The sequence below is a fragment of the Hymenobacter monticola genome, assembly GCF_022811645.1.
Classification (GTDB): Bacteria; Bacteroidota; Bacteroidia; order Cytophagales; family Hymenobacteraceae; genus Hymenobacter; species Hymenobacter monticola.
The window spans coordinates 4,777,486-4,796,392 of the sequence record NZ_CP094534.1 but is presented as its reverse complement, the minus strand read 5'-3'; the positions used below and the strand labels follow the sequence as shown (position 1 = coordinate 4,796,392).

The following is an 18,907-nucleotide window of genomic DNA, read 5'->3' as shown; positions in this document are numbered from 1 at the left end:
GTTCTGGCTAACTCAAGTTAGATGTCAGTGAATACCTAACTCTGAAAATTTGCGTTTGCCCCGGGCAAAATAGGCCCACACTACGCTGCCTTTGTACACGCCGGCCCGTTGGCCCACGCGCAGGTGCGGGCGGGCGGCCTTGCGCCGCTGGCGCCAGTAACCAAAGGCGCCGTAAAAGCTAAAGTGCGCCCGCAGCACCGCCCAAAAATTGCCAAACTCGCCGCTGGCCAGGAATTTCAGCCCCGCCACGCCATCGAGCACCAGGCGCTGCCACATGGCCCAAAGTAGCTCGCTGGGGGCCGCGTTTTTGTAAAGTAGGGCCAGGCCGTTGCGGAAGTTGAGGAAGGTTTTGCGGGGGTTGGTTTTGGGTAGGGTGCCGCCGCCCACGTGGTGCACGGCACTGCCGCCGTGGTACCACACCTCGTGTCCGGCATTCTGCAAGCGCCAGCAGAAATCGATTTCCTCCATGTGGGCGAAAAAGGCCGGTTCCAGGCCGCCCAGGGTTTGCCAGGCGCTGCGGCGCACCAGCAGGCAGGCGCCGCTGGCCCAGGCCACGGGGCGCGGGTCGTCGTATTGGCCGTGGTCTTTTTCGAGCGTATCAAACAAGCGGCCGCGGCAGAAGGGGTAGGCCAAGCGGTCGAGGTAGCCGCCCCCGGCACCGGCATACTCGAAGTAAGTGGGGTCGGCGGCGGCCAGGATTTTGGGCTGCACGGCGGCCACCCGCGGCTGGGCCTCGAGCAGGGCACGCAGCGGACGCAGCCAGCCCAGGGTCACTTCCACGTCGGAATTGAGCAGCACGAAAAAGTCGCTGTCGACCTGCGCTAGCGCTTGGTTGTAGCCTTCACAAAAGCCGAAGTTGCGCTCCAGCAGCATCATTTCCACTTGCGGGAAGTCGCGCGAAAGCACCTCGGCCGAGTCGTCGGTCGAGGCGTTATCGGCCACGATGATGCGGGCGCCGTCGGCGTGGGTGATGACGCCGGGCAGGAAGCGGCTTAGGAAAGCAGCGCCGTTCCAGTTCAGGATGACGATGGCCACGTCGGCGCACACGCCGACCCGGGCCGCACTAGGCGCCAAAGCCACTCAGGTCGAGGCCGGGCACGTTGGGCATCAGGCCACTGGTTTTGCGCTTCAATTCCTGGGCCGCCAGCTCAGCGGCTTCATCGAGGGCTTTGTTCACGGCGGCCACCACGAGGTCGGCCAGCATGTCGCGGTCTTGCGGGGTGAGCAGGGTGTCGTCGATTTCGAGCTTTAGGATTTTGCGGTGGCCATTGGCCGTGGCGCGCACCAGGCCGCCGCCGGCTTCGCCGGTAGCCGTGATGTGTTGAATTTCCTGCTGGGCCTGCTGCATTTTGTCTTGCAGCTCTTTCACTTTGCCCATCATGCCGGTGATATCGAATGCCATGGTATCAGTTGTCAGTTAATCAATGAGCAATGAACAATTGGGCCGCTGAGAAGAGTGCCATCTTGCGCATTGCCACCCAAAGACGCCCAAACGGGCTTCAGGGTTTGTTGCGGCCCAAATGTCGGGACGTATTTATTTCAGAATGGTGACCGTGCCCGTGGCCGTGAACGGGCTGCCGTCCTCGTTGTTTTGGCTGAAGCGCCACACGTAAGCGCCCATTACCGGCGCGTGGCCCCGGATGGTGCCGTCCCACACATCGGTCCGCTTGGTGCCCCGAAATACCTCCTGCCCGTTGCGGTCCACCACCACAAACTTGTAGTTATCCAGGTACTTGCCTTTCACTTCCAGCCCGTCGTTCAGTCCGTCGCCGTTGGGCGTGAAGGCCGTGGGGATGGTGAGCGACAGCCGGCGCGAGACGATGGCAATGTTGGAGTAGCTGAACGTGCCCGGCGGCAAGCCCGCGCCGCTGATTTGCAGGCGGTAGCGCAGCACTTGCCGGTTGGTGGGCGGCGTCAGGTCGGTATAGGTGCTGCCCGTCACGGGCACGCTGCCGGGCTGCACGGCATTGTCCGGCCCCAGGCGCTGGAGCACGTAGGTGGCCGGCTGGCTGGGGTCGGGGCCGGTGAAGGGCGTCCAGGTCAGGGTGGCGGTGCTGCCGTCGGCATCGGCCGGGCTCGCGCTGAGCAGGGCCGGGCAGGTGCTGGCGCTTTCGGGCGATGCGTTTTCGCATACATCGGCTTGGCGCAGCGAGTAGCAAGGTGGCGAGGCGCGTAGGTCGGCCAGGGCGGTAGAGTCGCGCGCGGGGCGCGCCGTGGTGGTGGTGGCCAGGGCGACCGGCGTGCCCCCGCCGCTGGCCTTGCGGTAGTAAAGCGTGCTGCCGGTGGGTAGCGTGGGGGGAGTGAGCAGGGGCGTCAGCTCCACCACGTTGCGCACGTTGAAGCTGGCCAGCAGCTTGGGCTGAGGCGGCGGTAAGTTGGACTGCGTGAGAATGGTGATTTCGTTGGAAACCGACTTGCCGCCGCGCGGGTAGGTAGCCGTCACCCGGTAGCGGTAACGGGTCTTACAGGTTCCGGTAGCATCTTCCAGCCCGCCGGGAATGACGGTGAAGGCGGTGAACGGAATGTCATCGCGCGTCACGGTATAGGTGGTGCCGGGCGCACCGCCGTCGTTGAAAAGCAGCTGGTTACGATTCTGTGTAGAATTGCCGCTTAAGCTGAGAGGATAGAGTTGCTCCGAAACGTCAGGAAGACTGTTACAAGGGTCGGTGCGCAACAGGCGGTAGCCACTATTGGCAACCACAGTGCCCAAGGTGATAGGAGGACTGCCGGCCGGCACGTTGGCCACCGGGGTGTAGCCACCAGGCGCGCTAGCATCGGTGCGCTGCAAGGTGTAGGTGTAGCCGGTCGGCAGCTGGCCCACGACTAGCGTGGCTGCGCCGCTGGGCAGGGAGGCCTGGAGGGTAAGCGAGGTCAGGAGCGGAGTTTGGGGGGGCGCCAGCGGGGCAATAGTCTGCGTCGAGGGGAGGCTTTCGCAGGTGTTGGGGGCATTATGAAAACCCCGAACCGTGACGGAAGTGGCCCCATTTAGCGTAACGGTATTGACTTTTGATTGACCAGGTGCGATGGTTTGCACCGCGCCGGTGCCAGCCTGGACGGTGTAGCTGTTGTAAGTGATATCGGTGATGGTCACCAGCGCATTGTTGCTGGGGCACGGCGCCACCGTGAAGGTGGGCGCTACATTGTCGAATACCTGGTAAGTGTGAATGTAATAGGTTGCGCCGCGTGGCGGCAGAATCGTATTATCAGCGGTGGCCAGCTCCGAAACCGTGACGAGCCCCACATCGGCGCGGGTGGGCGTGTACACGTAAGTGGCGTAATTAGGGGCGGCCGGATTGCTATTCGAGGGGTTCGGGGTGCAGGCCGGCCAGTCGGCAGCCGCACCGGTGCCCGGTTTCACGCCGTAATACACGAAGTTATTGGGGTTAGCAATATTGCGGCCCCCGTCGAGCCTGAACTGCACGCTGCGGCCCACGCAAAAGGAAGTCACCCGCTTGCCGGTTTGCACATCAACAGCGTGGAAAGTACTGTCGGGCTGTGGGGTACTCGCGCACTGGGAAGGTTGAGGAGGTTGGGCGTAAGAGGGCGTTGAGAAGCCCAATCCCAGCACCACGAAACAATAAAACCAGTACACCCACCTCATAAATAACTTTCAATTCGTAGGAAAAGCACCACGGCCCTGCAACGCACAAAATTCGGGCCGCGGCGAATGGTTCGACAAAACCGAACTCATTACGAACAACCCTGTTCGCTTATTGCCAGTCAAACGTCCGAACAAAAGCGGCCGCCTTGTGCAGGTCTGGGTACAGCACCCGGTCCCGCACCACAAACTTCACTTCCTCGCCAAAGGCCTGCACCACGCGCTCCAGCGCCGCCGAGGTGCGGCCGGGGCGGCGGAAAGCCAACGCCTGCACGGCCGTCAGCAGTTCAATGCCCAGCACCTGCTCCACGTTGTCGAGCACGCGGCGGCTCTTGGTGGCGGCGTTGGCGCCCATGCTCACGTGGTCTTCCTGGCCGTTGCTGCTCACGATGCTGTCCACCGACGCCGGCGTGCAGAGCTGCTTGTTCTGGCTCACAATGCCCGCGGCGGTGTACTGCGGAATCATCAGGCCGGAGTTCAGGCCGGGTTCGGCCACCAGGTAGGTGGGCAGGCCACGCTGGCCCGAAATGAGCTGGTAGGTGCGGCGCTCCGAGATGCTGCCCAACTCGGCCACGGCCACGGCCAGGTGGTCGAGGGCCAGGGCCAAGGGCTGGCCGTGGAAGTTGCCGCCGCTTAGTATCAGGTCTTCGTCGGGGAAGATGTTGGGGTTGTCGGTCACGGAGTTGCACTCGGTTTCCACCACCTGGGCCACGTAGGCCAGGGCATCGCGCGAGGCGCCGTGCACCTGCGGCTGGCAGCGGAAGGAGTAGGGGTCCTGCACGGCGTGGCGCGGCTGGGTTTGCAGTTCCGAGCCGGTCAGCAGCTCGCGCAGGCGCCGGGCCACCGTCACCTGCCCGGCGTGGGGCCGGATGCGGTGCAGGTTCTCGTTGAACGGGTCGTCGCAGCCCCCGAAGGCTTCGGTGGAAAGCGCGCCGATGACGTCGGCCGCGTTGGCCAGGCGTTGGGCGCGCAGCACGCCATCCACGGCGTAGGCCAGCATAAACTGGGTGCCGTTCAGCAGCGCCAGCCCTTCCTTGGCTTGCAGCGCGATGGGCTCCCAGCTGAAGAGGCTCATGGCGTCGGCCGCCGCCAGGCGGTAACCTTGGTAGTTCACCTCGCCCAAGCCCAGCAGCGGCAAACACAGGTGAGCCAGCGGGGCCAAGTCGCCAGAGGCACCGAGGCTGCCCTGCTCGTACACCACGGGCAGCAGCTCGCGGTTGTACATGGCCACAAGGCGCTCGACGGAAGCCACCTGCACGCCGCTGTGGCCGTAGCTCAGGCTTTGAGCTTTGAGGAAAAGCATAAGGCGCACCAGGTGCTGGGGCACTTCGGCGCCGGTGCCGCAGGCGTGCGACATCATCAGGTTTACCTGTAATTGGGCGCGCTCCTCGGGCGCAATGCCCACGTTATATAAGGAGCCGAAACCGGTGTTGATGCCGTAAATCGGCTGGTCGTCGTGGGCCAGGCGCTGGTGCAGGTAGGCATGGCAGGCGGCAATCTGCTGCTTAGCGTCGTCGCCGAGCTGCACGGGGCGGCCGTCGGCCAGCATGGTGGCCAGCGCGGCCAGGGTGAGGGGCTGCGCGGGCGAAAGGGTATGGGTGGGCATTAAACGAGGGGTGAGGGGCGGTGAGGGGTGGCTACAAAAATAGCGGCAATTCCGGCCCCGGCGACAGCCCGGGCTACCACAGCCCCCGCGCGGCCAGCATGCGGGCCAGCGGGGTACCGGGGCGCACCAGCGGGCGCAGCGCCCGGTAGGGAATGCGGACGTAAGCTGGCGGCACCGGCCCGGGGTTGGCGTACACACTGTACTTGGAGTAGGTGGCTTCCAGGCCTTCGCCGGTTAGCAACAGCTCTTCGTCGGTGAGGGGTTCGTCCTCGGGCCGGGGCAGGTCGGCCAGCTGGTCGGCGGGGGCGCGGTCCGGCTGCTGCCATTTCCAGTCCTCGTCCGGGCCGTAATCTTTTAGGAGCTGTTCGGTGAGCAGCTGGCGCAAGGGCCGCTCATAGTCGGGCCGCAGCTGGCTGGCGATGGTGAGCGGCTGCCCGGTAGCCAGGTCTACCAGAAAGCTTTTCACGCTGGTCAGCGGCCGATTTCCTCCGAATTGGTCATCCTGGTAGGTGGCTTCGTAGCTCAGGAGGTTGAAGCCGTTGAGCCGCACCACCACGCCGCATTCGGTGCGGGAGAACTCATACGCGGCCCGCAGGTGCCGGCGGCGCACGGCCAGGGGCGGCGGTTGCAGGCGGCGCAGCGCCGGGCGACGGCCCGCTACGCCCCGCAGGTGCAGATACTCCTGCCGCAAAAAAGGAACCCGGCAGTCGTGCGGCTCGTCGGAATTGGGCTTGCCGCCGGTTTGTTTCAGCACCTGGATTTCATAGGGCACCGCGCCGGTGTAGTTTTCGCGCAGCTGAAAAGGATGGCGGTGACCGCTGGTGTCGACCCACACGCCGGCCAGTACCGATGTGGGCACCCGCGCCAGTCGCCAGGTGCCCGCGCCGACTCCGTTGAAGCTTTCTAGCACCGGCAGCACCAACGGCTTGGATGGCTGGTCAACGGCACCTAGCGCATACTCCGGCCCGCCCCGCCAGCGGTAGAAACGGCCGGTTATCGAGTCCGGGCGCGTCCAGCCCAACTCCACGGTCACGCGCGCCTGGTCAATTATACCGGTGTAGCGGCGGAATACCGGCCCGGTTGCTAAGGCGCTGAAGCGCATAGGCTGCGGCACGCACCCCAAGGTGTCGGCGGCGGCGGCTTCTGCCTCCATCGCCGCTTGGCGCTCGATGGTGTAAGGCGGCAGTTGCGCAGTTGCCCAGGCCGCCGGCGGCCGCTCGGTGAATGGTGGGGGGGGCGGCTTTGATGCCTGAGCCGGCTGCTCCTTTGGCGGGTCGGGCTGGCAGCCGGACAGGACGGCGAGCAGCAGCAAGCCGCTGGCCAGCCGCAGCGGCCGGCATTCGTGGACCATATAAGTGTGCAGGGCAACTACCATAGCTTGCGGGCGGACAGCATGCGGGCCAGCGGGGTACCGGGGCGCACCAGCGGGCGCAATTCGCGGTAGGGAATGAACACCGATTCGGGATACATGGGCTGCCAATACACCGCTTCCAGCCCGGTCGCGGTCAAACCCAAATCCATATCCGGAAAGTCTGCCAGATGAGTGCTTTTCCAATCGTCTGTCAACCATTTCCGCTCTTGTTCATCAAATTCAGCATCGTGCAGAACATGCTGCATAATCAGCTGCCGCAGGGCCAGCTCATAGCCGGGCCGCAGCTGGCTGTCCACGGTGATAGGCCGCCCGGTGGTCAGGTCCAGCAGCGTGCTTTCGAAACCTACGCTGGGGGTACCACCCGACTCACGCGAGAAATGGCAGGTTTGATAGCTGAACAGGCCAAAGTCATTAAGGCGCACGTTTAGCCGATGGGTTACGACGGAATTGCCTTCTTGAAGGTCATGAAGCAGCCGAAGCCGGGCCTTGGGGCCAGGGTTCAGCAGCCGTCGCAGCGGCAGCCGCACCGAGGCGGGAGCTGGCAGCATCAGAAAATCGCGCTCAACCGAGGCCTTCACTTCATACGCCGAGCCGGCCGTGGTATCCGCCACTTCGACTCGCAACAGGCGGCGGATGCCGTAGCGCACCGCCCCGGCGTAATTCTCCTGCAGGGCTACGCTCTGTCGGCGGCGGCCTTGGTGCCAAGTGGCGCGCAGGGTGGGCCCGCCGGGCAGGCCCGACAGCCGCCACTGCCCGTCTTCGGCAAAGTCGAACACCACCGGACACTTTCCCTTTCTCACGTACTCCCAAAGGTGTTCGGAGTCGGTGCGGTGCAGATAAAAGCGGCCGGTTATTGAGTCGGGGTTGTGCCACTGCAATTCGGCTGTGGCCAGCTGGCCACCGATGGTACCCACGTAGCGGTGCACTTGCAGCACGCGCCGCAAGACCGGGCTGCTCACCAATTGCCAACCCGGCTTCACCGGCTCCTTGTTTGCCGGGCGGGCCGGAGCTGAGCGTAGCAGGGTATCAGTTGATGCACCGGCCGCTACTGGTGCGGCGGGGGCTTGCGCGGCCACGGGCGGCGCGGGTGGCCGCGGCCCGGCACCGTTGGGTTTTTCTTTAGGCCGCTCGGGCTGGCAGCTGGCCAACGCGGCTAAAATCAATAAGCCGCTGGCGTGCTGCCAGCCCGCGCCGGTCCGTTTCATTACTCCGCCGTGAGGGCCGCCACCACTTCGCCCAGCGGCAGCACGCGCTCCACGCCGGTTTGCATGATTTTGATTTTCACCACGCCGGCCGCCGCTTCCTCCGGGCCCATGATGATGACCAGCGGAATGCCCTTGGCATCGGCGTACTTGAACTGCTTCTGCAGCTTGCTGGCGTCGGGGTACAGCTCGCTGGGGATGCCGGCGGCGCGCAGCTCGGCCAGCAGGGGCAGGGCGGCCCGGCCACTGGCCACGTCGAAGTGGGTGATGAGGCAGCGGGTGGGCGTTTCGCCCGTCACCGTGAACAGGTCCAGCGCTTCCAGGCAGTCATACAGCCGGTCGACGCCGAACGAGAAGCCCACGCCCGACACGCCTGGCAATCCGAACGAGCCCGTGAGGTTGTCGTAGCGCCCGCCGCCGCTCACGCTGCCCATCTGCACGTTGTTGATTTTAACCTCGAAAATGCAGCCCGTGTAGTAGGAGAGACCCCGCGCCAGCGTGGGGTCAAACTCCAGCCGGTCGAACTGCCGGAAGCCGGAGGCGTGCAGGATGTCCAGCACCTCGGCCAGCTCGGTAAGGCCGAGGTAGTTGGCCAGCGGCTCGGGCGAGTCGGCCTCCACGTCGGCGGTGGTGGGGCGCACGCCGTCGGGCTCCACGCCCGCCGTCACAAAGCCGGCCAGCAGGCGCTGCAGCTTCTCCTCGTAGGTGCCCTCCACCGTGAGCAACTCAAACAAGGTGTCGATAGTCGGCGCCGAGAAGCCGCGTTCCAGCAGCTCCTTGCTCACGCCGTCGCGCCCGATTTTATCGAGCTTGTCGATGGCCACGAACAAATCCGTTTCGCGGCCCTCGCCGCCCAGCGCCTGGTAGATGTTGCGCAGTACCCCGCGGTGGTTGATTTTGATGGTGAAGTCGTGCAGGCCGAGGCCGCCGAGCACCTGGGCCATCATGAGCACGATTTCCGCTTCGCAGAGCAGCGAGTCGGTGCCCACCACGTCGGCGTCGCACTGGTAAAACTCGCGGTAGCGGCCGCGCTGGGGGCGGTCGGCGCGCCACACGGGCTGCATCTGGTAGCGCTTGAAGGGGAAGGTGAGCGTGCCGCGGTTCATGGCCACGTAGCGGGCGAAGGGCACGGTGAGGTCGTAGCGCAGGCCTTTTTCGGCCACTTTTGGCAGCAGTGCTTTCGAGCCGGTGGCCAGGTCGTCGGCCGTCACGTCCTTGGCAAAATCGCCAGAGTTCAGCACTTTGAACAGCAGCTGGTCGCCCTCGTCGCCGTACTTGCCGGTGAGCACCGACAGGTTCTCCAGCGTCGGCGTTTCGAGCGGCGCGTAGCCAAACGACTCGAACGTGCGGCGGATGACGTTGAAAATGTGCTGGCGGCGCGCCACCTGCGCGGGGCCAAAGTCGCGGGTGCCCTTGGGAATACTCGGTTTTTGCATAACGCAGGCAAAGGTAACGGGCTAGGCGAGCCAGTGGCGAAAACTACCTGCCCACGGTTAATACTGTGTTGTCACAAAAACGCAAACACCATAATGAGATGTGACAATTATTGTCACAAATTTATAAGTTTTGAAATTAAATGTGATATTAATTGTCACTTTATACTAAAACTGCGTAAATAGTGTGACAATTGATTCGATTAACTATTTACCTGATTTCGTGAATCATAGTAATTCAACCCTGCGGGCCATGCGCACGCATTTTGGGCTCAGCCAAGCCGATTTGGCCCAGTATCTTGGCATCGACCGTAGCCTGCTGACGCATATTGAAGCGGACCGCCGGCCGTTGCCGATGGTGGCTACCTGGCGCATGCTGCCCTTGCTGAGCCTGATGCCCCCGCCGCACGGTAGCGCCCCCGCCGACCTACCGCCCGACCCGGCAGAATCGACGGCTAAAACACTTGATGGACTGCAAAGCCGCTTGGAAGTATGCCGCACCGAGGCCCAAAAGCTTGCCCTTGCCTTGGCGCAGCAACTGCCGCGGCTGCAGGCCGCTCGGCACCGGCGGGCCCTGCCGGCGCGGCTGGCGGTGCTGCCCCCACGGGCTCCATTGCCCAGCCTGCCCGATGAGCCATCGATGCCCAACCTGGCCTGGGCCGGCCGCATGGCCGAGGATGCTACGTCGGATTTGGCAAAATTCGGTGTGCAGACGCGGGCACTGCTCGAAGCCCGCTTGGCGGGCTTGCAGGCAGAAATTGCGCATTTGGAAGCGGCATTGAACGCGTCGAAACCAGCATAGCCCTAAAAGCAAAACCCCGCCGCCGGATGAACCGACGACGGGGCCTTTTCCGCAGAAAGAGAGGAGGAAGGCTACTCTTTCTTAAACTCCAGCTCGGCGCCGCCCTGCTTCATCTTGAAGGTGGGCTGGTCGGCTGAAAACTCTACGCGCAGCTGGGCGGGGTCGAACTTGAACACATCCTTGCTCACGGCTTCCAGCGTGAAGGCGGGCTGGCCGGTGGCCTGGGCCTTGAGGGCGTTGCCCTCGCGGGTAAAGGTGATTTTGAGCGGAATCTGGGCGCTGGCGTAGGTGCCGACGTAGCGGTCGAGGTCGGCCGGGGCGGGGGTGAAGCCGGTGCTCAGGAACTCGGGTTTCAGGGCCACGCGGGTGTCGCGCTCGGCCAGTGCCCAGGCCGTGTGGAAAATGAGCTGGTCGCGCCGGGCCATAGCCGGGAAATCGATGAGTGCGATGTCATCGGTGGCTTTGTGGTACTGCGGGTGCAGGCCGCTGGTGTAGAAGATAATCGGGACGTTGTGCTTGGCGAAGTTGTAGTGGTCGGAGCGGTAGTAAATCTGCTCGGGGTCGGCCGGGTCGTTGTATTTGTAGTCGAGGGCCAGCGGGCTGTACTGCTGGTTGGTGGCCTCGCTCAGGGTGTTTAGCTCGGTGCTGAGGCGGTCGGCGCCCACCAGGTACACGTAGTCGCCCTTGCCCTGGTGCAGGCTGTCCACGCGGCCCACCATGTCGATGTTGAGGTCCGTAACCGTCTTTTCGAGCGGAAACACAGGGTGGTCGGTGTAGTACTGCGAGCCGAGCAGGCCCTCTTCCTCGCCCGTATTGGCCAGAAACAGCATGCTGCGGCGCGGGCCGTGGCCCTCCTTTTTGGCCTGGGTGAAAGCGCGGGCCATGGCCAGCACGCTCACCGTGCCCGAGCCGTCGTCGTCGGCCCCGTTAAACACCACGCCGTCCTTGATGCCGAGGTGGTCGTAGTGGGCCGACACCACGATGATTTCGTCCTTCTTGTCGCCGCCTTCGAGATAGCCCAGCACGTTTTCGGTAGTGAAGGGCTCCGTGTTCAGCTTGGCCTGGGCCGTGGCCGCGGCAGGCTTGAAGGGCGAGGCCACCGGCTTGCCGGCCTGGCCCACGCTCTGGCGGTACTTGTCGAGGCCGGCCGGGGTGGTGCCCAGCAGCTTGGCCCCCATCTCGGGCGATACCACAAAGATGTTGAACTGAAATCCCTTCGGCTTGGCGTCGTCAAACTCCAGCTCCTCGTGGCCCATCACCTGGTCGTAGGATTTGGGCGCTGCCGCATAGGCGGCCGCCGTGGGCATTACCACAATGATGGAACGCGGTTGCAGCGCGAAAATAGAGCGCCGCGCCCCCAGCCCGGCCAACGAAGCCGGCGCGAACTGGCTGGGCTTGCCATCAGCCCCAATCAGCGACTTGCCCTGAGCGTTCAGGGGCTCGCCGGCCAGCATAATCAGGTCTTTGCCCTTGTAGTCGGCCGCCGTGGCGAAGTCGGAATATTTGTCGTCCTTGATGCCATAGCCCACAAACGCCGGCTGCAGCGGCGCGGGCGCGGCGAAGACTTTGGTCAGGGCCGCGTAGAAGTCGCGCTTGCCCTGGAAGGTCTGGCTGCCCACTTTCACGGTGCTGCCGGGCAGGTCGAGGGTGGTGCGCTTCATGCCGAAGTGCTGGATGTAGGGGTTGTCGGAACCCTGTACGGGGCCGGTCAGGCCGTCGGCGGCGAAGGCTTTGGCGATGTAGTCGGCGGCCATTTTCTGTCCCTTCTTGCCGGTTTCGCGGCCTTCGTAGGCATCGGAGGCCAGCACGTCGAGGTCGGCTTTGAGGCCCGCCGGGGTGATGGTGTTGGCGTAGGTCACGGACCAGTCGGTGGGCGCGGCGGCCGGGGCGGTAGCAGCGGCGGCTTCTTGGTTGCGGCCGGGCTTGGTCTTGATTTTGACCTTGCCCGATTGGGCCGAAGCGGTGCCGGCCGCCAGTAGAAGCGCGACGGCCAGGGGGAGTTGTTTCGACATAGAAGTCAGATAGTGAGGAAAGAGGGTTGCAGAAAAAGCAGAAAGAATAAAGCAATTGCAGGTTCGGCGGCGAAACTACGGCTTCGGCAGCATTTCTGAATGAGCCTCGCTACTAGCTAAATCGCAGCGGGGCCGCCGGCATTACAGGGCCGGAGCTATTCGCCGTGCCTCAATGGTCGTAGCTCACAATGCGCACAATTTGCCAGCGGCCTTGGGTATTCTGCCACACGTGCAGGAAGCGGGGCTCGGCTACCAGCCTTTCCGGCTGGCCCGGGTCGGTTTGGTAGAAGCGGTGGGTGCCGATTTCAATGGCGCCGAAGCCCGCAATGGGGTACACTTCAAGGCTGCCCGGGGCCAGCTCGCGCCGCATCACGGTGGGCTTGGCAAAGTTTTCCTTGAAGCGCCGGGCATTTTCCGCGTAGGTTGTGAAGCCGGTTTGGTCGTGATAAAATTCCAGGGTGGGGGCGAAATAGCCCAGCAGCACCGGCAGGTTGCGGCGGTTGTAGGCGCCGTACAAGAGGCTGTCGAGGTGCAGCACCGTGTCGTAGAGCTCGACCGGCTGGGCCTGGGTGCGCTGGGCGCGCATGTTGCGGCCGCCCTGGTGCAGCACCAGCGTCTGGTAGCGCCCGCGGGCGTCGCGCACAAATTCCAGCTCGGCCGGCATGGCCTTGAGGAAAAAACGGTTGGCCTGCTTAGCGAAAAGCTGAAACCGCTCGGGGTCGCCGACGCGTTGCCCATAATATTTCCCGTTTTCGCTGAAAATGCGCATCGTGAAATTGGGCTCGAACTGGTAGCTGCCGAAAAACTGGCGGGCGCTGTCGCGGGGCATGGAAATTTCTACGTTGACCGTGGCCGGTGGGTCCGTTTGGGCGGTGGCAGGGCCGGCGGCCAGCAGGACGGGGAGCAACAGGTAAAGAAACTTGGTCATGGCCAGGAAGGATGGGGAAAAATTAAAAGCCCCGCCGCTGGGCGAACCGACGGCGGGGCTTTTTGCAGAAAAAAGGAGAGAAAAGCGGGGTGGTATCAGGGAAAACGCAGGTGATTCAGTAACTCAGCCGCCGAAGCCGCCGCCGCCCTGGGGCGCGGCCTCGATGCGGCCCGGCTTGGCCTTGCTGGCGCCGATGTACCAGGTGAAGCCCAGCCAGCCCACGCGGGTTTCGTCCTTGGCGTAGCGGGTGCTGGTGAGGTCGGCGGTGGCGATTTCGGTGCGGTAGGCGTTCATGTTGAACAGGTCGGACACGCGGAGGGTGAGGGCGGCCCGGTCGGAGAAGAGGCGCTGGCGCAGGGCCAAATCCACCTGGCCCCAGGCCAGCTGCCGGCCCTGGGCCGTGAGCGAGGCCGAGCGCACGTTGCCGCTCAGCTGCAGGTCGAGGGTGGGGCGCAGGGTGAAGTTGTTGGCGAGGCGGGCGGTGCCTACCAAGGCCGTGCGGTTGTTACCGATGCCGTTGCCGGCAATCTGGGCGCGGTAGAGGCTGGTGCTGGCCGTCAGGCGCCACCACTTGGCCAGGGGCTGGTTCAGGCTCAGCTCGGCGCCGAGGTTGGTAGTGGTGCCGAGGTTGTCGTAGGTTTCGCCCATCACCAGGCCCGAGTTGCCGGCCAAGCGGGTGGCGGTGGTGTCCACGAAGCGCAGGCGCTGGATGCTGTTGGTGGTGATGCGGGCAAACACGGTGCTCGTGATGGTGGCCTGGCCCACGGTCAGCTGGTGGCCCAGCTCGATGTTGTTGCTGAACTCGGCCTGCAAACGCGGGTTGCCGAGGCGGTAGCTGCGCGGGTCCTGGTAAATGGCCAGCGGCAGCTGCTGCATGAAGTTAGGGCGGTTGAGGCGGCGGGCGTAGCTCAGCTGCAGGCGGTTCTGGCCGGGCTCCTTGCCAAAGTCGCGGCTAATGAGGGCCGAGGGGAAGAAGCTGAGGTAGTCCTGCTGCAGGCTGCCGCGCTGGGCCACGCCCGCGCCGCCCGCAATGCTGCCGCTCAGGTAGGTGTATTCAGTACGCAGGCCGGCCTGGGCGTTCCACTTCGGCCCGAAGGAGTGCTGCGCCGTGACGTAAGCGGCCGGCACCAGTTGGTCGGAAGCGTAGGTGAGCGAGCGGGCGGGGTCGTTCACGAAGTCGTTGGGGCGGTTTTCGTTGGCCGCGAAGCCGAAGCTGTTGCTGCCGCGGTTGCCCTGGTGCTCAATCTTGGCGCCCATTTCGAGGCGGCCCTTGCCATCGGCCAGCGGGTGGGTGTAGTCAATCTGTCCGAACTGGATGTTGGCCAGCACGTCGAGCTGCTGCCGGGTGCCGGGCTGGGCAATGGTGCCCACCTCAGCGTACTGGCGCTGCACCACCGGCACCGTGGCGTCAATCACCACGCCGCCAAAGTTGGCCGACAGCTCGCGGCCCTTGTGCTCGGCCCAGGTGCGGCGGTAGTTGCCGCCGGCGTTGTACACTTTCACCTGCACGTCGAGGTCCTGCTGGCCGCGGGCGCGCTGCACGGGGCCGTTGTTGGTTTGCTGGGTCAGCTCCTGGCCTTCGCTTTCAAGGTTGCGCTCGGTGCCGATGCTGGCGTTCAGGCCCAGCGTCTGGCTCTTGGGCAATTCCAGCTCCACGCCGGCCCGCAGCGAGTGGTTGCGGTGGCCTTCGCTACCGGCCGCCACCTGCGTGGTGCGGATGGTTTCGGTGCCGAGCAAAGCCGTCTGTTCCGAGTGGCCCTTGCTGCGGTAGGTCACGTCGCGGCCGTCGTAGCCGCCGCTCCAAGTAGCCTTGCCCACCTTGCGGCTCAGGCTGATGTTGCCGCTGTATTTGTCGTTGGTACCCAGGTTGATGGCGGCCGTGCCGTTGGTGCCCGTGCGGGTTTCTTTCTTCGTAATCAGGTTGATAACCCCGCCGCCGCCGGCCGCGTCGTACTTGGCCGAGGGGTTGGTAATAACTTCCACCTGGGCAATGCGCGAGGCCGGAATCTGGTCGAGGCGCTGGCCGCCGCCCGAGCCGCCGTTGCTCACGCCGGCCGGCTTTCCGTCGATGAGGATGGTGACGTTGGAAGTGCCGCGCATCGAGACCGTGCCGTTCACGTCCACGCTCACCGAGGGCACGTTTTGCAGCACGTTGGCCGCCGTGCCGCCCACGCTGGCCAGGTCCTTTTCCACGTTAATCACGCGCTTGCCCAGCTCTTCCACCACGGCCGCCTTCTGGCCCGTCACCACCACCTCGTTCAGCTTGGTAGCGGTAGCTGCGGCCATTTTCAACCCCGGGAGCTGCACGGCCGGGGCCGCTGCCGTCAGCGTAAAGCGGCGGCGCAACACCTGATAGTTCAAGTCCTGCACGCGCAGCAAGTAGGTGCCCAGCGGAAGCGCGCTGGCCTTAAACGTGCCCTGCTCCGTGGTCTGGGCCACGGTCACAAACGTGGAGTCGGCGGCGCGCAGCAACAGCACATCGGAGAAGGGCACGGCCTGGCCGGAAGCCGCTTCTACCAGGCTGCCGCTCACCGCGCCGGGGCCGCTGGTTTGGGCCGCCGCGGCCAGCGGCAAAGCCAGCGCAGCGACAATCAGGCCAGGCAACACGCGGCCGACGCAGGAAATGGGAGCGGAGGTGGGAAAAGTTTTCATGATGCAGAAAAAGAGAATTGGGTAGGCGAGGGGGCTAACTCAGGTCGGGCAGCGGCCGCGGTTCCGCTGCGGAGGAGAGAAGCTTGGTCGCCCGTTAATCCCGGTGAGTGGGAGGAAACCGGGCAGTAGCGGGCCGTCTTTGGTACACGCTAACAGCAGCTACTTGGTGTTGTATGGAACAAATGTAAAACAGGTACTTTGTAAAGCAAGGTACTGTTTCAAATAATTTGCCTTAAGCTTAGCTTTTGATTTTATTACCCATTGATTAACAAGGAGAAATTTTTATGGCCTGAAGCGGGCGCGAGAACTCGAAAGCGGATTAGTGGCTGAGCGTGGCGTTCGGCTAATAGATGCAAGCGCCAATAGTGGGGTTGCCCATGGGCTAAACTTTTCCATCGGTCACAAAAAAGCCCCGGCCAACCGGCCGGGGCTTTTACAAATCAGGAGACTTTTGCGGGCTACCGCCGCTTCACCGGCGCCTTGGGTTTTGGCTTGGGCTGGTGCACCGGGTCGGCCACCAGCACGCCGTTGCGGTAAGTCACGGTGCGGTCAACGGTGGTGCCGTCTTCCTTGTAATAGGTCCACACGCCGCTCTGCTTGCTGTTGCGGTAGAGGCCATTCACGGCCAGCGTGCCATCTTCCCGGTACTCCTTAAAAGGGCCCTGAATCTGGCTGCGCACGTAGGTGGTTTCCTTGCGCACCTTGCCCGAGGGAAAATATTCCTGCGCCACCCCGGCCATGAAGCCGTTTAGGTAGGGCTGCCGGCTCTGCACCGTGCCGTTCTCGAAGTAGGTGAGGCGCTCGCCCACCAGCTTGCCCTGGGGGCCATAGGTTTCCACCTTGCGGGGCGTCTTGCCGTCGGGATAAAACTCGCGCCAGGTACCGGCCGGGCGGTTGTTCTTAAACTGTTCTTCAGCCTGTTTTACTTGCCCGGCCAGGTCCTGGTAGCGCGTGATTTTGCGGTCTTTGCCACCGTTGCCGTAGTCAGTTTCCTCGCGCAGGTGGCCGTTTTCGAAGTATTCGAGGCCGTGGCCGGTAGGGATGCCGTTCTTGTAGGTAAGCTTCGATTTCACCTGCCCGCTCTCGTAGTAGCTGGTGGCCGGCCCGTCGAGGTTGGCGGTGCCGCTCACCGGGGCGGCGCGCTTGGTCAGGTCGTCGCCCAGCGGGTTTTTCACCGCGCGCTGCTGCAGCGGGGCCGGGGCGTAGGTGCTCTCGGTTTGCAGCTTGCCGCTCATGTAGTAGCTGCGGTATCGGCCGCGGCCGTTTTTGTCGGCCAGCACTTCCACCTCAATCTGGCTGTTGGGGTAATACGTTTTATACGGGCCCGACAACAAGCCTTTCGTGAAGCTGCCCTCGCTCTGCACCACGCCGTTGGGGTAGTAAAACTTCACCGCGCCGTTCGGCTGGCCGTCTACGTAGCTGATTTCGGCCTGCGTTTTCCCATCCGGATACAGCGCCTTCAGCGCGCCATTGGGCTGCCCCTTCACCAGCGTGGTGCGTAGCTTCACCGAGCCGTCGGGGTGGTAGTAGGTGATTTCGCCGGTGGGCTCGTCGTTTTCAAAAAAGCCCGCCTGGGCCACGTGGCCGTCGTTGTAGTAGGTTTTGAAGGGACCCTGCCGGATGCCGTCCTTATAAGTAGCCTCCAGCCGCCGGGTGCCGGTGGGGTGAAACTCCACATAAGCCGAGTCGCGCTTGCCTTGGGTGAAGCTGGTTTGTTGCTCCAGCTTGCCGTTGCGGTAAAACCGTTTGTAGGTGCCCTGCGGCACCGTATCGGCCGCCACAAGTGCCGTGTACACCTCGCGCTTGTTGGTTTTCAGCGAATCATAATAAGAGATAAACCGCCGCAGCCGCTGCCCGTGCGAGGGCAGCGCCAGCAGCAAAAAGAAAACAGGAACCAGGTATTTCATAGGCGCAAGAACGCAGGAAATGCTATTTCCGTGCAGTGAATGGCAAGCTCTTAAAATTCGGGCCAAAAAAAGAAGCCCCACCGAAATATCGATGGGGCTCTTAAAACTTCGGTTCGAGCGTCGCGCTACAGCGCCTCCACCACAATGGCGCTGGCGCCGCCGCCGCCGTTGCAGATGCCCGTCACCCCGATTTTGCCACCCTCGTTCTTGAGCACGTTCATCAGCGTGGTCACGATGCGCGCGCCCGAAGCGCCCAGCGGGTGGCCCAGGCTCACGGCGCCGCCGTACTTGTTCACTTTGGTGCCTTCCAGGTTCAGCAGCTTGTTGTTGGCCAGGCTCACCACCGAGAAAGCTTCGTTGATTTCGTAGAAATCCACGTCAGCCGCCGTCTTACCGGCATTTTTCAGGGCTTTCGGAATGGCCAGCGCGGGCGAAGTGGTGAACCACTCCGGCGCCTGCTCGGCATCGGCAAAGCCCAGGATGCGGCCGATGGGCGTGAGGCCCAGTGCGTCGGCTTTCTCGCGGCTCATCAGCAGCACGGCGGCGGCGCCGTCGTTCAGGGTGGAGGCGTTGGCGGCCGTCACGGTGCCGTTTTCTTTGATGAAGGCGGGCTTCAGGCCGGGCACTTTGGCGAAATCTACCTTCAGGTATTCCTCGTCATCTTCGATAACGGTGGTTTTGCCTCGGCTTTCAATGGTCACGGGCACAATTTCGTCCTTCTTCTTGCCGGCTTTGGCGGCAGCGGCGCTGCGCGTGTAGCTCTCGATGGCGAAAGCGTCTTGCTGTTCGCGGGTGATGCCCATTTCCTTGGCCGTGTTTTCGGCCGCGTTGCCCATGGCGTAGTCGTGGTAGGGGTCCCACAGGCCGTCGCGCACCAGCCCGTCAATCATCTGCCCGTGGCCGTACTTGGCGCCGAAACGGGCTTTGTCGAGGTAATAGGGCACGTTGCTCATGCTCTCCATACCGCCGGACAGAATCACATCGGCTTGCCCCAGCATGATGGCCTGGGCGGCAAACATGATGGCCTTCGAGCCCGAAGCGCATACTTTATTCACGGTCGTGCATTCCACGGTGTCGGGCAGGCCGGCCTTTTTAGCGGCCTGGCGGGCGGGCGCCTGGCCCAGGTTGGCCGAAATCACGTTGCCCATAATCACCTGCTCAACTTCCGACGGCGCCACGCCGGCCTTGTCCAGGGCGCCTTTCAGCGCAATGCCGCCCAGTTCAGTGGCCGACAACGACGCCAGCGCCCCGCCAAACGACCCGATGGGCGTGCGGACAGCGGAAATAATGACAACTTCTTTGGTTTGCATACCGATGTTAATTGAAGTGGGGTGGGAGGTTGAATCTGGCCGCAAAAGTACGGATTTACCGGCCCCCAGCGAGGAATCAGCCTAA

General features: G+C 63.6%; 13 protein-coding genes. 1 reads left to right on the top strand and 12 read right to left on the bottom strand.

Annotated features, from left to right (window positions below; genetic code table 11):
- Window positions 1-24: 24 nt before the first annotated feature.
- The 7 genes from MTP16_RS20060 to hisS all read right to left on the bottom strand — a co-directional run bounded on the left by MTP16_RS20060 (window position 25) and on the right by hisS (window position 9,214).
- The gene (locus tag MTP16_RS20060) at window positions 25-1,080 is read right to left on the bottom strand and encodes a glycosyltransferase family 2 protein (RefSeq protein WP_243513133.1); all 1,056 of its coding nucleotides are present in this window, start codon (window positions 1,078-1,080) and stop codon (window positions 25-27) included.
- Window positions 1,064-1,402, bottom strand: coding sequence for a YbaB/EbfC family nucleoid-associated protein (locus MTP16_RS20055; RefSeq protein WP_243513131.1), 339 nt, complete (start codon window positions 1,400-1,402; stop codon window positions 1,064-1,066). Before MTP16_RS20055 ends, MTP16_RS20060 begins: the two co-directional genes overlap by 17 nt.
- Window positions 1,403-1,534: 132 nt before the next feature.
- The gene (locus MTP16_RS20050) at window positions 1,535-3,466 is read right to left on the bottom strand and encodes a T9SS type B sorting domain-containing protein (RefSeq protein ID WP_243513130.1); all 1,932 of its coding nucleotides are present in this window, start codon (window positions 3,464-3,466) and stop codon (window positions 1,535-1,537) included.
- A gap of 244 nt (window positions 3,467-3,710) precedes the next feature.
- Complete coding sequence (gene hutH, locus MTP16_RS20045) at window positions 3,711-5,204, bottom strand: histidine ammonia-lyase (protein WP_243513128.1); 1,494 nt, start codon at window positions 5,202-5,204, stop codon at window positions 3,711-3,713.
- 73 nt (window positions 5,205-5,277) lie between these two features.
- Complete coding sequence (locus MTP16_RS20040) at window positions 5,278-6,555, bottom strand: hypothetical protein (protein WP_243513126.1); 1,278 nt, start codon at window positions 6,553-6,555, stop codon at window positions 5,278-5,280.
- Between the two features lie 17 nt (window positions 6,556-6,572).
- Window positions 6,573-7,781: a hypothetical protein gene (locus MTP16_RS20035; protein ID WP_243513124.1), complete on the bottom strand. Its 1,209-nt coding sequence runs from the start codon at window positions 7,779-7,781 to the stop codon at window positions 6,573-6,575.
- Window positions 7,781-9,214, bottom strand: coding sequence for a histidine--tRNA ligase (hisS, locus tag MTP16_RS20030; RefSeq protein WP_243513123.1), 1,434 nt, complete (start codon window positions 9,212-9,214; stop codon window positions 7,781-7,783). The genes MTP16_RS20035 and hisS overlap by 1 nt, the downstream gene beginning before the upstream one ends.
- 250 nt (window positions 9,215-9,464) lie before the next feature.
- Between hisS and MTP16_RS20025 the strand changes: the two genes are divergently transcribed.
- Entirely contained in the window at window positions 9,465-10,013 is a 549-nt protein-coding gene (locus MTP16_RS20025) for a helix-turn-helix domain-containing protein (protein ID WP_243513121.1), read from the top strand.
- A 71-nt stretch (window positions 10,014-10,084) separates the two neighbouring features.
- Here the strand turns inward: MTP16_RS20025 and MTP16_RS20020 are convergent, their stop codons facing one another.
- The 5 genes from MTP16_RS20020 to MTP16_RS20000 all read right to left on the bottom strand — a co-directional run bounded on the left by MTP16_RS20020 (window position 10,085) and on the right by MTP16_RS20000 (window position 18,822).
- The gene (locus MTP16_RS20020) at window positions 10,085-12,025 is read right to left on the bottom strand and encodes a M28 family peptidase (protein ID WP_243513119.1); all 1,941 of its coding nucleotides are present in this window, start codon (window positions 12,023-12,025) and stop codon (window positions 10,085-10,087) included.
- 169 nt (window positions 12,026-12,194) lie between these two features.
- The gene (locus tag MTP16_RS20015) at window positions 12,195-12,953 is read right to left on the bottom strand and encodes a nuclear transport factor 2 family protein (protein ID WP_243513117.1); all 759 of its coding nucleotides are present in this window, start codon (window positions 12,951-12,953) and stop codon (window positions 12,195-12,197) included.
- 123 nt (window positions 12,954-13,076) lie between these two features.
- Entirely contained in the window at window positions 13,077-15,605 is a 2,529-nt protein-coding gene (locus MTP16_RS20010) for a TonB-dependent receptor domain-containing protein (RefSeq protein ID WP_243513116.1), read from the bottom strand.
- Between the two features lie 458 nt (window positions 15,606-16,063).
- Window positions 16,064-17,512 (bottom strand): toxin-antitoxin system YwqK family antitoxin, encoded by a 1,449-nt coding sequence (locus MTP16_RS20005; protein WP_243513115.1) that lies wholly within the window; start codon window positions 17,510-17,512, stop codon window positions 16,064-16,066.
- Between the two features lie 125 nt (window positions 17,513-17,637).
- Entirely contained in the window at window positions 17,638-18,822 is a 1,185-nt protein-coding gene (locus MTP16_RS20000; RefSeq protein WP_243513114.1) for an acetyl-CoA C-acyltransferase, read from the bottom strand.
- Window positions 18,823-18,907 lie beyond the last annotated feature (85 nt).

Excerpts from the sequence above, each read along its gene's own strand:
- MTP16_RS20005 (WP_243513115.1), bottom strand. The coding sequence starts at position 17,512 with ATGAAATACCTGGTTCCTGTTTTCTTTTTGCTGCTGGCGCTGCCCTCG.
- MTP16_RS20040 (WP_243513126.1), bottom strand. The coding sequence starts at position 6,555 with ATGGTCCACGAATGCCGGCCGCTGCGGCTGGCCAGCGGCTTGCTGCTG.
- MTP16_RS20020 (WP_243513119.1), bottom strand. The coding sequence starts at position 12,025 with ATGTCGAAACAACTCCCCCTGGCCGTCGCGCTTCTACTGGCGGCCGGC.
- MTP16_RS20000 (WP_243513114.1), bottom strand. The coding sequence starts at position 18,822 with ATGCAAACCAAAGAAGTTGTCATTATTTCCGCTGTCCGCACGCCCATC.
- MTP16_RS20015 (WP_243513117.1), bottom strand. The coding sequence starts at position 12,953 with ATGACCAAGTTTCTTTACCTGTTGCTCCCCGTCCTGCTGGCCGCCGGC.
- hutH (WP_243513128.1), bottom strand. The coding sequence starts at position 5,204 with ATGCCCACCCATACCCTTTCGCCCGCGCAGCCCCTCACCCTGGCCGCG.
- MTP16_RS20035 (WP_243513124.1), bottom strand. The coding sequence starts at position 7,781 with ATGAAACGGACCGGCGCGGGCTGGCAGCACGCCAGCGGCTTATTGATT.
- MTP16_RS20010 (WP_243513116.1), bottom strand. The coding sequence starts at position 15,605 with ATGAAAACTTTTCCCACCTCCGCTCCCATTTCCTGCGTCGGCCGCGTG.
- hisS (WP_243513123.1), bottom strand. The coding sequence starts at position 9,214 with ATGCAAAAACCGAGTATTCCCAAGGGCACCCGCGACTTTGGCCCCGCG.
- MTP16_RS20025 (WP_243513121.1), top strand. The coding sequence starts at position 9,465 with ATGCGCACGCATTTTGGGCTCAGCCAAGCCGATTTGGCCCAGTATCTT.
- MTP16_RS20055 (WP_243513131.1), bottom strand. The coding sequence starts at position 1,402 with ATGGCATTCGATATCACCGGCATGATGGGCAAAGTGAAAGAGCTGCAA.